The organism is Mycobacterium neumannii, from assembly GCF_048452905.1.
GTDB classification, from domain to species: Bacteria; Actinomycetota; Actinomycetes; order Mycobacteriales; family Mycobacteriaceae; genus Mycobacterium; species Mycobacterium neumannii_B.
In genome coordinates this window covers 2004091-2018793 of record NZ_JBCGVF010000003.1, presented here as the reverse complement: position 1 = coordinate 2018793, position 14703 = coordinate 2004091, and the positions used below count along the sequence as shown (strand labels likewise).

The 14703-nt window shown below is 68.0% G+C and carries 14 protein-coding genes and 1 pseudogene; 8 read left to right on the top strand and 7 right to left on the bottom strand.

The window, feature by feature from the left end:
• Positions 1-44: 44 nt before the first annotated feature.
• Positions 45-884, bottom strand: coding sequence for a class I SAM-dependent methyltransferase (locus tag AAHH99_RS16190; RefSeq protein WP_418769508.1), 840 nt, complete (start codon positions 882-884; stop codon positions 45-47).
• A 37-nt stretch (positions 885-921) separates the two neighbouring features.
• Entirely contained in the window at positions 922-1653 is a 732-nt protein-coding gene (locus AAHH99_RS16185; RefSeq protein ID WP_418769507.1) for a ZIP family metal transporter, read from the bottom strand.
• Positions 1654-1760: 107 nt separating this feature from the next.
• On the opposite strand from AAHH99_RS16185, the gene AAHH99_RS16180 reads away from it, so the two are divergent.
• The 5 genes from AAHH99_RS16180 to AAHH99_RS16160 all read left to right on the top strand — a co-directional run bounded on the left by AAHH99_RS16180 (position 1761) and on the right by AAHH99_RS16160 (position 7526).
• The gene (locus AAHH99_RS16180) at positions 1761-2744 is read left to right on the top strand and encodes a methylenetetrahydrofolate reductase C-terminal domain-containing protein (protein ID WP_418769506.1); all 984 of its coding nucleotides are present in this window, start codon (positions 1761-1763) and stop codon (positions 2742-2744) included.
• The gene (locus AAHH99_RS16175) at positions 2741-3499 is read left to right on the top strand and encodes a class I SAM-dependent methyltransferase (RefSeq protein WP_418769505.1); all 759 of its coding nucleotides are present in this window, start codon (positions 2741-2743) and stop codon (positions 3497-3499) included. The genes AAHH99_RS16180 and AAHH99_RS16175 overlap by 4 nt, the downstream gene beginning before the upstream one ends.
• Positions 3500-3542: 43 nt before the next feature.
• Complete coding sequence (locus AAHH99_RS16170; RefSeq protein WP_418769504.1) at positions 3543-5120, top strand: FMN-binding glutamate synthase family protein; 1578 nt, start codon at positions 3543-3545, stop codon at positions 5118-5120.
• 140 nt (positions 5121-5260) lie between these two features.
• Entirely contained in the window at positions 5261-6619 is a 1359-nt protein-coding gene (locus AAHH99_RS16165; protein WP_418769503.1) for a WS/DGAT/MGAT family O-acyltransferase, read from the top strand.
• A gap of 55 nt (positions 6620-6674) precedes the next feature.
• Positions 6675-7526, top strand: a complete 852-nt coding sequence (locus AAHH99_RS16160; protein ID WP_418769502.1) for an SDR family oxidoreductase — start codon at positions 6675-6677, stop codon at positions 7524-7526.
• On the opposite strand, the gene AAHH99_RS16155 is transcribed toward AAHH99_RS16160, so the two are convergent.
• Both AAHH99_RS16155 and AAHH99_RS16150 read right to left on the bottom strand, forming a co-directional pair.
• Positions 7523-8773, bottom strand: a complete 1251-nt coding sequence (locus AAHH99_RS16155) for an MFS transporter (RefSeq protein WP_418769501.1) — start codon at positions 8771-8773, stop codon at positions 7523-7525. The genes AAHH99_RS16160 and AAHH99_RS16155 overlap by 4 nt on opposite strands.
• Positions 8770-9252, bottom strand: coding sequence for a MarR family winged helix-turn-helix transcriptional regulator (locus tag AAHH99_RS16150; RefSeq protein WP_068202178.1), 483 nt, complete (start codon positions 9250-9252; stop codon positions 8770-8772). The genes AAHH99_RS16155 and AAHH99_RS16150 overlap by 4 nt, the downstream gene beginning before the upstream one ends.
• Before the next feature lie 102 nt (positions 9253-9354).
• Between AAHH99_RS16150 and AAHH99_RS16145 the strand changes: the two genes are divergently transcribed.
• Both AAHH99_RS16145 and AAHH99_RS16140 read left to right on the top strand, forming a co-directional pair.
• Positions 9355-10419 carry a threonine aldolase family protein gene (locus AAHH99_RS16145; RefSeq protein WP_418769500.1) on the top strand — a complete coding sequence of 355 codons (1065 nt, stop codon included), beginning with the start codon at positions 9355-9357 and terminating at the stop codon, positions 10417-10419.
• 66 nt (positions 10420-10485) lie between these two features.
• Positions 10486-11340, top strand: a complete 855-nt coding sequence (locus AAHH99_RS16140; RefSeq protein WP_418769499.1) for an acyl-CoA thioesterase — start codon at positions 10486-10488, stop codon at positions 11338-11340.
• Between the two features lie 44 nt (positions 11341-11384).
• Here the strand turns inward: AAHH99_RS16140 and AAHH99_RS16135 are convergent, their stop codons facing one another.
• The 3 genes and pseudogenes from AAHH99_RS16135 to AAHH99_RS16125 form a co-directional block, all read right to left on the bottom strand.
• Entirely contained in the window at positions 11385-12278 is an 894-nt protein-coding gene (locus AAHH99_RS16135; protein ID WP_418769498.1) for a sucrase ferredoxin, read from the bottom strand.
• The gene (locus AAHH99_RS16130) at positions 12275-13519 is read right to left on the bottom strand and encodes a cupin domain-containing protein (protein WP_418769658.1); all 1245 of its coding nucleotides are present in this window, start codon (positions 13517-13519) and stop codon (positions 12275-12277) included. The genes AAHH99_RS16135 and AAHH99_RS16130 overlap by 4 nt, the downstream gene beginning before the upstream one ends.
• Positions 13520-13604: 85 nt before the next feature.
• Positions 13605-13850 (bottom strand): annotated as a pseudogene (locus AAHH99_RS16125) (BatC protein); the annotation flags it as partial.
• An 84-nt stretch (positions 13851-13934) separates the two neighbouring features.
• Between AAHH99_RS16125 and AAHH99_RS16120 the strand changes: the two are divergent.
• Entirely contained in the window at positions 13935-14654 is a 720-nt protein-coding gene (locus AAHH99_RS16120) for an NUDIX hydrolase (RefSeq protein WP_418769497.1), read from the top strand.
• Positions 14655-14703 lie beyond the last annotated feature (49 nt).

Here is a 14703-nt window from a genome sequence, read left to right as displayed (position 1 = left end):
GGGTTCCCAGCGTGAAGAAATTGTTCGGCAGCGCAAGATCTCGGTCAGCCGAACTCGAGCAAGGTGTACGCGCCGCGGAAGTTACGCGTCGGCTTGAACCGCCAGAAGGCGGGAAACGCTTTCTCGAAGAACCAGCCTCGCCCCGACGGCATCGGCAGGTCGTGCACGGCGCGGATCCCCGAGATGGTGTCCGGGAGTGCGGCCAACTGCGCCGCCGACAAGCTGAAGGGCATCGGCGGAACGCGGTACCGGCGCGATGACCGCATTCCCTTCGGGGCGAACTTCTTCACCAGTACCGGCGGAAGGTCGAAGACCATTTGGCCACCCGGGAAGCGAGCCGCACACGCCGCGATCAACCCCATGGCCTCGTCGGGCTGCAGATACATCAGCAACCCCTCCGCGGTGATGAAGACGCCGTTGCTGTCGTCGACCGCGTCCATCCACGAGTAGTCGAGCGCCGACTGGGCCAGCGTGGTGATCCGCGGCGATGCGGGCAGCAGGCGCTCGCGCAGTTCGACAACCGGTGGTAAATCGACTGTCAGCCAACGGAATTCGGCGTGCGGTAGGAGAGTGTTCAGACGCCAGAAGCTGGTCTGCAGACCCTCGGCCAGCGCGACGACTGTGGCGTGCGGATGCTCCGACAGGTAGTGGCTCGCCGCCCGGTCGAACGCCAGCGACCGCAGACCCATCTCCTGGCCCTTGCGGCCGAACTTGTCGAAGTCGAAATCGATCGCGTCGACGAGGCGGATCGCCATCGGATCGTCGATGATCGCGTTCGGATGACGGGCCTGATGTGCCCTTCCGTTCAGCGTCAGCAGCGCGGTCTCCGAGACTCCGGTGAGGGCGATGTCGTCGGCTTTCCGGTCGTCTGCGTCATCCACCACAACGAACGTACCCGGTGCGCAAAGGCGCGAGAATTCCTCAGCCGGCGAGCACGAAGGACAGGAAGAACCCACCGGCGGTCGCGAACGCGTTGAGCGGGCGGCCGTGCTCGAACGCCTCCGGCATGAGGGTGTCGGCGAGCGACGCCAGGACCGCGCCGCCGGCGAAGGACAACGCGACCGCCAGCAGGGTGTCGTCCAATCCCGAAGCGACCGTCCGACCCAACACCACGGCGGCGGCCAGCAACAAGGCGCACAGTGACCACGTCAGAACGACGGCGCGCGCGCTGGTTCCCGACTCGCGCATCGAGACCGCGCCGACGAGGGACTCCGGCAGGTTCGAGAAGAAGATCGCCACCAGCAGCGACAGCGAGACACCGCCCACGAGCGAGACACCGAGCGCGAGGTTTTCGGGCACCCCGTCCAGCGTCACCGCGGCCAACAACGCGAAGCCGACCCCGCCGCGCGCTCCAGAGGTGGCGACTTCGCGCGTGTCGGGCCCGGATTTCCCGCTGATGTATCTGTCCAACGCGGTATCGACGGCGACGAACGTAGCGGCGCCTGCGAGCAGGCCGAGACCCGAACGCACTGCACCGCCCATATGGAAGGCGTCTTCGAACAGCTCGAACGCCAGCGCCGAGATGAGCGCCCCGCTCGCGAAGGCGAGCAGCACACCCGTCACCCGTTTCGGTGGGCTCCATTTCGCTCCCACCAGCGAGCCGATGACCAGTGAGCTGGATGCGGCCAGGCCGAACCACACTGCGGTCAGCACGGCAGGTTGATGCCCCGACCTGCCGATTCTCAAACCGGGGCGCACCACCGTGGCGATTGCCGCACGCACGCGATGGGTATCTGAGCTCAGCGTCGAAGGGGAGATACGTGACATCGCCACCAGAGCTGGACTGTCCCAAACGGATGGAGTTCGGTCCGTGTGGTGGTGTGCGCCCCGACGGCCAGTGCGAGATGCGCCCGGGCCCGTGCACATTCGCCGACGTGGTGCCCTGGTCAGGGGCGCGACACGAAACCCGGCCGGTCAGAGCACCCCTGGTGCTCACCGACTTCAGCAACGCCGCATTCGATGCGCAGGACGTCGCGGCAACCGCCGGTCTTCTCGCACCGTCATGTGACGCCGTTCTGGTCGGTGAGCATCAGAACAAGCCGGACTTCCCGCCCACGCTGATGGGCAGCTTGCTGCTCGACGCCGGTGTGACGCCGTGGATCACGCTGTCGTGCCGCGACCGCAACCGGGTTGTCCTCGAGCAGGAACTGCGGGGGTTACTCAGTATCGGCGTCGACACCGCGCTGTGCGTGACGGGCGACGGCCGGGGCTACGACGTCCGGCCCGACGTGACGCAGACCTTCGATCTGGACGGGCCACGCCTGGTCGAGCTCGCGGCGTCGATCGGCATGGTCCCGGCGGTACCCGAGACGCCGACGGCACCGCCGATACATGGTCGGCCCGCCCGTCTGGTTGAAAAGCAGCGCGCCGGAGCCAGTTTGGCCGTCCTCAACCACGTGCCGTTTCCGGCCATGATCGCCGACTTCATGCAGACGGCCCGCGCCGCGGGCCTGTCCATCCCGGTGATCGCGGCGGTCGCGGTGTTCACCGACAGCGTGTCCGCGGCCGTCCTGCAGGGGCTTCCCGGGCTTGAGCTCGACCCGTCGGTGACCGATTACGTCCTGGGCGCCGCGGACCCGGTGGCGGCGGGAATCGAGGCGGCGGTCACCGAAGCGAAAGCGTTGTTGTCGATCGACGGAGTCGAGGGCGTGAACATCTCCGGGCTGGCGTCGGCATCCGGTGCGCGCGTCGGTGCCGAGATCAAGGCCGAGGTGGGGCGCCGCATCCAGGAGGTGGCAGCGTGAGTGAGGCGATGGAGGCCGAGTTCGACACGGTCGCAGAGTGGACGGCGCAGGTGGCCGCGGACCTGGGACCTGATTACCACATCCCCGCGGCGTGCCGGGGAAGCGGAAGCCCGGCCGCACTGGACTGGCTGATCGAGCGGATGGCGCTGGCGGCGGGCGACACGCTGCTGGACTGCGGCGCGGGTGTCGGCGGCCCGGCCGCGTACGCCGCGCAGGGGCGCTCGGTGCGACCGGTGCTCGTCGAGCCCGAAACCGGGGCATGCCGGGCGGCGAGCCGGTTGTTCGACCACCCGGTGATCTGTGGGCTCGGCTCTGCGCTGCCGATCGCGGACTCGCGTTTCGACGCGGCGTGGTCGCTGGGGGTCCTGTGCACCACACCGGATCAGCTCACGCTTCTGAACGAGTTGCGCCGCACGGTGCGACCCGGCGGGAGCGTCGGACTGCTGGCGTTCGTAGCGCGTCGCGCGATCCCGGGCGATCGGCTTCCGGACAATCACTTCCCCACACCGGAGCGTCTTGACGGGCTCATCAACCAAGCGTCATTCGTCGTGGAGGAGCGGCTGTGCACCGCCGATCTGCCCGGCATTCCAGTGGTTTGGAGTGAACGCGCAGAGAAGGTGGAGACCACGCTGTCCGAACGGCACGGCCACAAGCGGGCGTGGCGGCTGGCCGAAGAGCAGAGCAGCGACATCGGGCGGCTACTCGAAAACGGAACGCTGACCGGCGAACTGCTGATCCTGCGTCACGCGCGTTGACGGGCGGGGTTTCGGTCCGTGGATGTCCGGAAACCCTCACCCCATGGGCCGCACCGTACGTGGTCTCGCCGCCGCGGCCGCCTCGACATTGGGCGCCGTGGCCGCGCGTGATCTGTTTCAGCGAAGGCACGCACTCCTGCGGAACTTTCCCGTCGTCGGGCACGCGCGGTACCTACTCGAAGCCATCGGTCCGGAGCTGCGGCAGTACATCGTCGCCGCCAACGACGAGGAACGCCCCTTCACCCGGGATCAGCGACGGTGGGTGTACGCGTCTGCCAAGAAACAGAACAACTATTTCGGCTTCGGCACCGACAATGATCTGGAGTACACCTCCGGCTATCCGGTGATCAAACATCGCACGTTCGCCAGGACCGTCCCACCGTCGTCGCCGGGCACCAGCCGCGAGATACGGGTGCCGTGCGCCAAGGTGATCGGGGCGGCCCGCGGCCGCCCCGGCGCGTTCCGGCCGAACTCGGTGGTCAACATCTCCGCGATGAGCTTCGGATCGCTGTCGGCCAATGCCGTCGAGGCGCTCAACAAAGGGGCCGCACTGGCCGACTGTCTCCACAACACCGGTGAGGGCGGCATCTCGCGCTACCACCGCAACGGCGGGGAGCTGATCTTCCAGATCGGCACCGCCTACTTCGGATGCCGGGACGCCGACGGTCGCTTCGATATGGCCAAGCTCAAAGACGTGGTGGCGGGTGCGCCGGTGCGGGCACTGGAGATCAAACTCAGCCAAGGGGCCAAGCCGACTCTGGGAGGGTTGCTGCCCGCACCGAAGGTGTCCGCCGAGATCGCCGCCGCTCGTGGAATCCCCGAGGGTCGCGACTGCGTGAGCCCATCGCGGCACGCAGAATTCTCCGACGTCGACAGCCTTCTGGACTGGGTGGAACTGCTGGCCGCCGAGACAGGCCTGCCGGTGGGGATCAAGTCGGCCGTCGGCGACCTCGAATTCTGGTGCGATCTGGCCGATCTCATGCGAGACACCGGCCGCGGCGTCGACTTCATATCCATCGATGGCGGCGAGGGTGGCACCGGCGCGGCACCGCTGATCTTCACCGACACCGTGTCGCTGCCCTTCCAACTCGGCTTCGCGCGGACGTACCGGATCTTCGCCGATCGGGGCCTGCACGAGGACGTCGTCTTCATCGGCGCGGGCAAGCTCGGCCTGCCGGACAACGCCGTGGTCGGCTTCGCGCTCGGCTGCGATCTGGTGTACGTCGCGCGCGAGGCGATGCTCGCGATCGGGTGCATCCAGGCGCTGAAATGTCACACCGACACGTGTCCGACCGGAGTCGCCACCCAGAACGCCTGGTTGGCCCGTGGCCTGGTGCCCGATGTCAAAGCCGAGCGGGTCGCCAACTACGTCAAGACGCTGCGCCGCGACCTGGTCAAGGTGGCCGAGGCGTGCGGCGTCGAACATCCCGGGCTGATCAGCACCGAAGACGTCGACATCCTCGACACCCGCACCGATTCCACGCCGCTGCACGAGGTGTACGGCTATACACCGGACATGGGTATGCCGTCGGAAGCCGACCGCAAGGAGATCGTCCGGTGGATGACGCATGTCGAGCCCGAAGGACATTCCGCGCCGCCCTCGTCGTCTGCCGTCGGATGACCCCGCGCGGTCCTACTGGAAGTGGAAAGCTGAAGTAGCGCCCGGACGGTCCGCGGCCGCAACACACGTTTGTGCAACGACCGCGTGGGGGATGTACAGACAAGTCTTGAGCAATCTCGAGCATCGACGCCGGAGGCCGCATGCAACCGATATCACCGACGGACCTGATCTTCCTGCTCGGCGAATCTCGCGAACACCCAATGCATGTCGGTGGCCTCACGCTGTACGTGCCGCCGGACGGGGCCGGACCGGACTTCCTGCGCGGGATCTACGACACCCTGGTGGAGCAGACCGATGTGCAGCCGACCTTCCGCAAACATCCGGCGTTCTTCGGCGGGCTCACCAACCTGGTGTGGTCGTCGGACAAAGAGGTGGACCTCGATTACCACCTGCGCCGCTCGGCGCTGCCGGCACCGGGCCGGGTGCGTGAGCTCCTGGAGCTGGTCTCGAGGCTGCACGGCACGCTGCTCGACCGCCACCGCCCGTTGTGGGAAGCGCACCTGATCGAGGGGCTGGCCGACGGACGCTTCGCGGTTTACACGAAGTTTCACCACTCGCTGATCGACGGCGTATCGGCAATGAAGCTGGTGCAGCGGACGCTTTCCACCGATCCGGGTGACACGTCGATTCAGGCACCGTGGAGCTTGCCGCCACGGCGCAGGTCGGGCCCGAAATCCAGTCCGTCACTGCTTCGCACGCTAACCGAGGCCGCAGGTTCGGTCGCCGGCCTCGCGCCCACCACGCTGTCGCTGGCGCGAGCCGCCCTCATCGAGCAGGAGCTCACCCTTCCGTTCCGCGCACCGAAGACCATGCTCAACGTTCGCATCGGCGGGGCGCGGCGCGTCGCGGCCCAGTCGTGGGCGTTGGAGCGCATCCAGAAGGTCAAAAGTGCTGCGGGCGTGACCGTCAACGACGTCGTGCTGGCCATGTGTGCGGGGGCGCTGCGGGAGTATCTGGCCGAAGAACGCGCGTTGCCGGACACGCCGCTGGTCGCGATGGTTCCGGTGAATCTGCGCACCGAGAAGGACGCCGAGGGTGGCGGGAACCTGGTGGGCGCGGTCCTGTGCAATCTCGCCACCGATCTCGAGGATCCGGTGCAGCGGATGGAAGCGATCGCCACGTCGATGCGCGACAACAAGAAGGTCTTCTCCGAGCTGCCGCGGGTTCAGCAGTTGGCTTTGTCGGCGTTGTTGGTGGGCGGGCTGGCGCTCGGATTGCTACCGGGCTTCGTCTCCACCTCGCCACCGCCGTTCAACATCGTGATCTCCAACGTGCCCGGCGCCAGGCAGCCGATGTACTGGAACGGCGCCCGACTCGACGGCAACTACCCGTTCTCGATTCCGCTCGACGGGCAGGCGCTCAACATCACGTTGGCCAACAATGCCGACAACCTCGACTTCGGGTTGGTCGGCGACCGGAGGAGCGTGCCGTCGCTTCAGCGGCTGCTCGGCCACCTAGAGACGTCGCTGAAGGATCTGGAGCGCGCGGTTGGCGTCTAACGGACGCGCCCACCCGTCGGGCATCCCGTCACGCTTTCGGTATAGCGTTCCCGCTATGAGTCGAGTGTCGATCATCACGGGTGGCGCCGGTGGCATGGGTCAGGCGACCGCACGCATCGTCGGACAAGACCACGCCCTTGTCCTGTGCGACATCAGAAAGGACCGGCTCGACACCGCGGCAGCGGAGTTGGCCGACGCGGGGATCAGCGTCACCGCCGTGCATTGTGATGTCACCGACCGGTCGGCGGTCGATCGGCTGTTCGAGACGGCGACCGGCGTGGGGACGATCGACTCGGTGGTTCACACCGCGGGCGTGAGCCCCAGCATGGGTGACGCCGAATATGTGATGCGCACCAACGCGATCGGCACCCTCAACGTCAATGAGGTGTTCTTCGAGGCGGCCTCCGACGGCATCGCGATCGTCAACGTCGCATCCATGGCCGCGCACCTGCTGCCCGACGAGATGATCCCCAAAAACCAGTTCCCGCAAGCCATGACGGATCAGGATGCGTTCATGGCCGACATGCTGGCCGCATGTGACATCGCCGGGCCGGAAGCGCGTTCGGGCATCGCCTACGCGGTGAGCAAGAGCTTCGTCCGGTGGTACAGCTCGTCGCAGGCCGAACGGTTCAACGGCAAGGGCCTGCGCATCGTCTCGGTGTCCCCGGGATCTGTCGACACCGAGATGGGCAGGCTGGAGGAGCAGGCAGGCGCAGGCGCGATGGTCACCGACGCCGCCGTCCCGCGGTGGGGCACACCGGAGGAGATGGCCGAGCTGTTCGCGTTCTGCGTCAGTCCCAAGGCGGGCTACCTCACCGGCACCGACATCCTCAACGACGGTGGAGTGGTGGCCTCCATGATGGAACGGGCACGCAAGGCAGCCGAAGCGACTGAAGCGCAACGCTAAACGTGTGACGGTAGCGGGCCGGCCAGTTTGGCCGGGCGGCACCACAGGGCGGCCGTCGCGCAGAACACCATCGCCACCGCGAAGGCCACCTGCACGTTGAACACGTCGGCCGCGCCGCCGAGCACGGCCGCGGCGATGGGACGTGAACCGAGGAAGCCGACCAGCCAGAGCGCCATGATGCGCCCGCGCAACGGCTCGGGTGCCCGCTCCTGCACGACGGTGCTCAGTCCGGTCATCGCCCAACCGAAACCCAGCCCGGCAAGGACGAACCCCGCGATGGCCACCGCGGTCACCGGCGCGGCCGCGAGCACCGCACACCCGAACCCGAGCCCCGCCAGCCCGATCGCCGACACGTTCTGCGACGCGATCCGGCCGCGTAGCAACGCCAAGGTCGCCATGCCGACCGCCGCGCCGACGCCGAACACCGCAGACAGCGTTCCGACCAGGCTGGCGCCGCCGCCCAGCTCGTCGGCCAACGACGGGGTCAGCGTGATCGACGAGTCGGACGCCAACCCGACGGTGGTCACCGCAAGCAGCGCCAGAAACAGCGGGCGATCCCGCCACACGTATCGCAGCGCCACGCGAACGCGGTAATCCGTGTCGGCGAGCCGTGTCGGCGGTGCGGGGAACCGCACGGCGAGAAGGAAGAACGCGAACACGAGATGCAGAACCGCGCTGACCGCGAACGCGGCTCCGGCCCCCAGATGTGCGGCGATGTATGCGCCCGCCGCGGGGCCGACGATGCGCCCGATGGTCATGGGGAAGCTGTTGAGCGCCATGGCCGTCGACAGTTCACCGTCGCGGATGAGGTTCGGCACGATCGACTGCATCGCCGGTCCACCCACCACGAAGCCGAACCCGACCAGCAAGGTGCCCAGAAGCACAGGAACGGCATCGGAGATGTCGTGTCCTGCGGGGTCGGCGAACAACCACACCGCCGTGAATCCGGAACCGGCCACACACAACACTCGGCCGAGCAAAATCTGCCGCGCGGGGTTGCCGGTGTCGGCCCACTTGCCGCTCATGGGGCTGAGGATCAGCTGGGGCGCGAACTGGACGACGCCGACCAACCCCACCATGAGGGCTGATCGCGTCGCGTCGAACATCACGATCGCGGCGACGATGCCGTGCGTCCACACCGCCACGACCGAGAAGATCTTTCCCCAGAACAGCGCGCCGAACACCGGATCGAACATCAACCCGAGCGCACCGCGTTCCTGCGGTGGGGCGGTGGCTTCGGCGGTCATCGGGCCGACGCCCCTTCGAACCGTTCGGCCAGCCGGTCGAGAAGATCGACCAGGGTGTCGACGCTGGCGTCGGGCCAGTCCTCGATCATCTCGGCGACCAGTTCACGCCTGCGGTCGGTCACCGTCTGTGAGGCCTCGTGCCCGGCTTCGGTCAGCACGAGCATGCAGCGGCGCTGATCGTCGGCGGCGAACGTCTTGGTCACCAGGCCTGCGGCGACGACGGCGGCCACCGACCGGCTCGCGGTGGAGTGGTCGACGGCAAGGAAGTCGGCGACGTCGCGGATGGAGGCGCCGCCGGAAACCTGCTGGCACTGCTCGACCGCGCGCAGCACCCGCAGGGTCGACGCGCTGGTCACCGGGCCTGCGCCGTCGAGAAGACGATCCCGCCAACCCGGCCGCTGCCGCGCGACCGCGATGCGGGTCAGCAGTTCGTCGAGTTGGTCGTATCGTGACGGCGCCACTAAGTATGCATAGCACATACATATATCTGCGACGAAATCGAGGCCGCGATGATCATCACGTGCGGCCGTGAGCGCAATCTCGCGTGTAGGAGCCGCATCAGGACGGTGAAAGGATGAGGCGTGACGTCGCGTCTGCACGATCCCGACTGGCGAGGCTTCGCCAGCGACAACAATGCCGGTGTGCATCCGGAGGTGCTCGCCGCCCTGGCCGCCGCCAACGGCGGCCACCAACCCGCATACGGGCAGGACGCGTACACCGCGCGGTTGCAGGAGTTGATCGGCGCACACTTCGGCGCTGGCGCCGAGGTCTATCCGGTCTTCAACGGCACCGGTGCGAATGTGGTTGCGCTGACCAGTGTTCTGCCCCGCTGGGGCGCCGTCGTCACCGCGTCGACCGCCCACATCCACACCGACGAAGCCGGCGCGCCCGAGCGCATGACCGGGATCAAACTGCTGACGGTGCCCACACCCGACGGCAAGCTGACCCCCGAACTGGTCGCCCGCGAGGCGTGGGGTTGGGGTGACGAGCATCGGGCCCAGCCGCTTGCGGTGAGCATCACCCAGACGACCGAGATGGGGACCGTGTACACCCCGGACGAGGTGCGGGCGGTGGCGGACTTCGCCCACGCCAACGGGATGGCGGTGCACATGGACGGGGCGCGGCTGTGGAATGCGGCAGCGGCGCTCGACGTGCCGTTCCGGGCGTTCACCACGGATGCGGGTGTTGACGTTCTCAGCTTGGGCGGCACGAAGAACGGTCTGCTCGGCGCCGAGGCGGTGGTCGTGCTCGAGGCGGCCCGTGCGAGCGGGCTGAAGTATCTGCGGAAGCTCACGATGCAGCTGGCGAGCAAGATGCGCTTCACTTCGGTGCAGCTGCTGACGCTGTTCGAGAACGACCTCGGCCTGCGCAGCGCCGCGCACGCGAACGCGATGACGGCGCGGCTGCGCTCGGCCCTCGAGGCCCACATCGCCGAGGGACGGCTGGCCGGGCTCGCGTTCACCCAGGAGAGCCCGGCGAACGCGATCTTCGCGTCGCTGCCGACCGATGCGGCCGACTGCATTCGCGAGCGGGTGCGGTTCTACGACTGGGACCGCTCGCGCGGCGAGGTGCGTTGGATGACGGCGTGGGACACGACCGAGGCCGACGTCGACGAGTTCGTGGCGGCGATCGCCGCCGAATTGTGATTCGGGTGCGGTTTGTCGCGCTGAGCGCAACGAACTGCACCGAAATCGCACTGGCATGATGCCGGGGTGACTTACCGCGTCCCGACCCTCGCCGAGATCGTCGCCACGCTCGAGGTGGACCGACGCGGCGACCGGCACTTCGTCGCGACGCAACTCGACAACCCGGCACACCACATCGTGGGCGGACACATCGCCGGCCAGGCTCTGATGGCGGCCAGCAGGACCGCTCCCGGCCGCACGCCGCACAGCGCGCACGTCTACTACGTGCGCGCAGGCGATGCCCGCTATCCGGTCGACCTGCACGTTGACCTGGCACGCGACGGCGGAACGCTGTCGACGCGTCAGGTCACCGCTGTCCAGGACGACCAAATTCTGCTCGAGGCGCTGGTGTCGCTGAGCGCGCCCGTCGATTCACTCGACTATCACCAGCCGATTCCCGATGTGCCGCAACCGGATTCGCTTGCGCCGGTGCAGCAGCAACTGGCGGACTTCGCCGATGAGCACAACGGCTTCTGGGTGCGGCCGCAGCCGTTCGACCTGCGCTACATCGATGCGCCACCGCGCTTGGCGCAAGAGCTCGGCGAACCGTCGCCGCGGATGCGGATGTGGTGGCGGCCCGGCGAGCCGGTGGCCGACGACGAGGTGCTGCACAGTTGCCTGCTGGCCTACCTGTCGGGCACGACGATGGTCGAGACGGCGCTCGCCATGCGCGACGCCACCCCGATCGGGACGTTCAACGCGCTGATCGATCACGCCCTGTGGTTTCACCGGCCGGTCGACATGTCGGATTGGGTGCTGTCTGACCAGTTTTCACCCAGCGGTGTCGCCGGTCGCGGGCTGACCACGTCGACGATGTACAACCGGGCGGGCCAGCTGGTCTGCCTGGCGACCCAGGAACTGTATTTCGGCCGGGCCGCCTGAACCTCACCGCACCGTCCAACTATCTCTTCGGAGCCAGCAGCGGACTAGATGTCGTGGGGGCCCATGGAGCCGAGCGTGAAGACGCGAACCTGGCCTTCGACCCGCGCATGGCATTGGGACAGAAGGGGTTCGGACAACTCCTCGTGCAGGATCACCCCGATGGGACCGGCCTCACCGTCGAGCAGGACCCGGATGAGGTGCTCACCGCGTTCGACGTGCAACGGGTGCAGCGCGTCGATACGGTCGTCGCCGTAGCGCTCACGGGCGAAGTACTGGGCGGCCTGCACGGCGTGCGGAAGCGATGTGCGTCCGCGCAGGAAACGGTTGTCCAACCGGCCCTCGAGGTACAGGCGTACCAGCCCCGCGGCGTCGGCGGAGTCCACCCTGCCGTAGCACAGCCCTTCCGGCAGGATGAGCATGGTCGCGGCGAACCGGTCACCGCCGAGATGCGAACACTCCCAGGTGAATTCCGGGTACTCCGCAGCGATCGCGCGGCATGCACTGCGGCCGCGCACCGCACAACACTGGTCATGCTTGCCGTGTGAGCAGATCGCGATCAGCGGATCGGTCGTCATGCTCCCGTCGCTGCCGTCCAGCGCGAGCTCGAGAAGCTCACGAGGGTCGTCGACCTCTCCGTGGTGCAGTGCCTCCCCGCCGACGCCGCAGTGCGCCACATACCAGCGCCACCGCGGTGTGTCGGGTCGACGGCCGTGCTTGCGGATCGCGGCGATGCGCATACCCGCCTTCTCGGCCCGACGCACGATCGCGCGGCCGAGTTGCGGGTCAATGCTGGTCGGCGACTGCAGGAACGCCGACGGTCCCCAGGCGCCGCTCAACTCGAGCAGCAGCCACGCCGAGCCCGCCGATGCGGTGCCGTACATCGGGTCGTCGCGGGCCAGCGATTGATCGCTGCACGGGATTCTCTTGGCGACCGTCATCCGGCGTCTGCCGGCGAGTTCCGTTGAACGGGAACGACACTGCTGACGGGAACGAGGACGCCCTCCCGCAGCAATCGCCGGATGAGGACCGTCGCGTCGGCGGCGCCCAGGCCGGGCGTGTCGGCCGCGTGGACGACGGCTCCTTCGTGCAGCGCACGAACGGCCGCACCACAGATCTGCGGGAACGTGATGGTCCGGTCCGGCAGGCGCAAAACGATCCGGTCACCGGACTGGTCGACGGTTGCGCTCAGCCCGTGTCGCCACCGGACGGCCGTCTCACCGGCTCGCTCGGATGCTGCAAGGGAGGCCAGCGGCCGCACGGCCACGGGACGGGTCCGGTCGGCGTGACGCCGCGCCAAGTGCGCGGCAGCCCCCGCGCTCAGGGTCGCCGCATCGTCGCGCAGCGACCCGACCATTTCCGCCATGACCTTCGACACAGTCGCCATCGTCTCATCCGCATCGGCGACACCCATGGGAAGAGACCCACGGAAGGCCGCGTCGGCGGCCAACTGGTCGACGACGGCGCGCGCCACGTCGGCCCCCGTCACCGGGGAGATCCCGATGGTGAGGTGGATCGACGTCATCTGCAACGCCTGCGCCGAATGCACCCACCCGCGCGGCAGATAGAGGACGTCGCCCTCCTCGAGCACCGTGTCGATGACCGGAGCGTCCTGAGCAACGCGTTTCTCGATCGCCGTGCGATGCCCCGTCCACGGTTGCGACGGCAGCGGGTGCTCGTACACCGGCTCGTGCACGATCCAGCGCTTCTGACCCGACACCTGCAGGACGAAGACGTCGTGCACGTCGTAGTGCGGATCGAAACCCCGGTTCACCGGCGGGGTGATGTAGGCGTTGGCCTGCACCGGATGGCCGAACTCGTCGACCGCCTGCCGGACGAAGTCGATGAGCGGAGGCCACAGCCGGTGCAGGCCCTGCAGCACTATCGTTGCGCCCGAGGCGAACTGACTCAGCAGCTTGGCCGAGTCGATCTGGTCTGCAATCTCCGCGCCGAAGCCGGCAGGCCCCAGATAGCAGTCTTTGGGCAGGACGTCGCCCTCTTTGGCCAGCCGGATGAACGGCGCGCGCACCCCGCGCTCGGCGATCAGTTCGTCAACCGTCTCGGGGGAGAGCAGATCGCTGAAGTCACGGGGTAGCGTGTCGGCCCGGGTGAGCAACGGTTGACGGCCCCAGTACTCGTCGGCGAACCGTCGGGCGTCAACCGCAGCGCAGCGCCGAAGCATCATCGGTCAGGGGTCACGCGGTCCCGTCGGCGCCGCCGTCGTGTCCTTCGGGATTGGAGCCGCCATCGGCCGGGCCCTCTCCACCGGCTGTGCCGTCGGCGCCGCCGTCGTGTCCTTCGGGATTGGAGCCGCCATCGGCCGGGCCCTCTCCACCGGCTGTGCCGTCGGCGCCGCCGTCGTGTCCTTCGGGATTGGAGCCGCCATCGGCCAGGCCCTCTCCACCGGCTGTGCCGTCGGCGCCGCCGTCGTGACCTTCAGGGTTCGAACCGCCGTCAGCGGTCCCTTCGCCGCCTGCGCCCGAGGTGGTCATGTCGTCATCGTCGAGTGCCATGTCGATCCCTTCCGTATGGGCTGTGGTCTGGAGGGAGTTGCCCCGGACGGTGCCGATGAAACCCCGCGAAACTATGGTCGAGCGGTGACGATCTCCTACGACGAGTCGCTGCGCGAGCGGATCGAAGCGAACCTGTCGGGACACGACCGTCGCGCCGTGAGCGACCCGACGAAACGCCACGCCGCGGTCGCCGTCGTGCTCGTCGATTCCGAGGTCGGCGAGGACAGGGTCGATCCGGTCGACGTCGAAGGCTGGAACGTCGGGCGAGGGATGCCCGACGCCGGGCTCGACGGCCGGATGGTCGATGTCTCCGGTGGTGCCGCTTTCTTCCTGTGCCGCAGGGCATCCCGGTTGACGTCGCACGCCGCGCAGTGGGCGCTGCCCGGCGGCCGGCTGGACCCGGGTGAGACCGTGGTCGACGCGGCGTTGCGCGAGCTCGACGAGGAGGTCGGTGTCAGGCTGCCGGATTCGACGGTGTTGGGTCTGCTCGACGACTACCCGACGCGGTCGGGATACGTCATCACCCCGGTGGTGATCTGGGGCGGGGGACGGCTCGACCCGCGGCCTGCGCCCGAGGAGGTCGTCGCGGTGTACCGGGTCGGCCTGCATCAGCTGCAGCGCACCGACTCCCCGCGGTTCATCGAGATCCCGGAGAGCCCACGGCCGGTCGTGCAGGTCCCGCTGGGCAACGATCTGATCCACGCGCCGACCGGCGCGGTGCTTCTGCAGTTGCGTTGGCTGTGTCTGGAGGGCCGTCACGATCCGGTCGACGAACTCGAGCAACCGGTCTTCGCATGGAAGTAGGACGAGCACAATGCGGATGGGGCCACATGGATGGGCAAGCCGGGCCGAA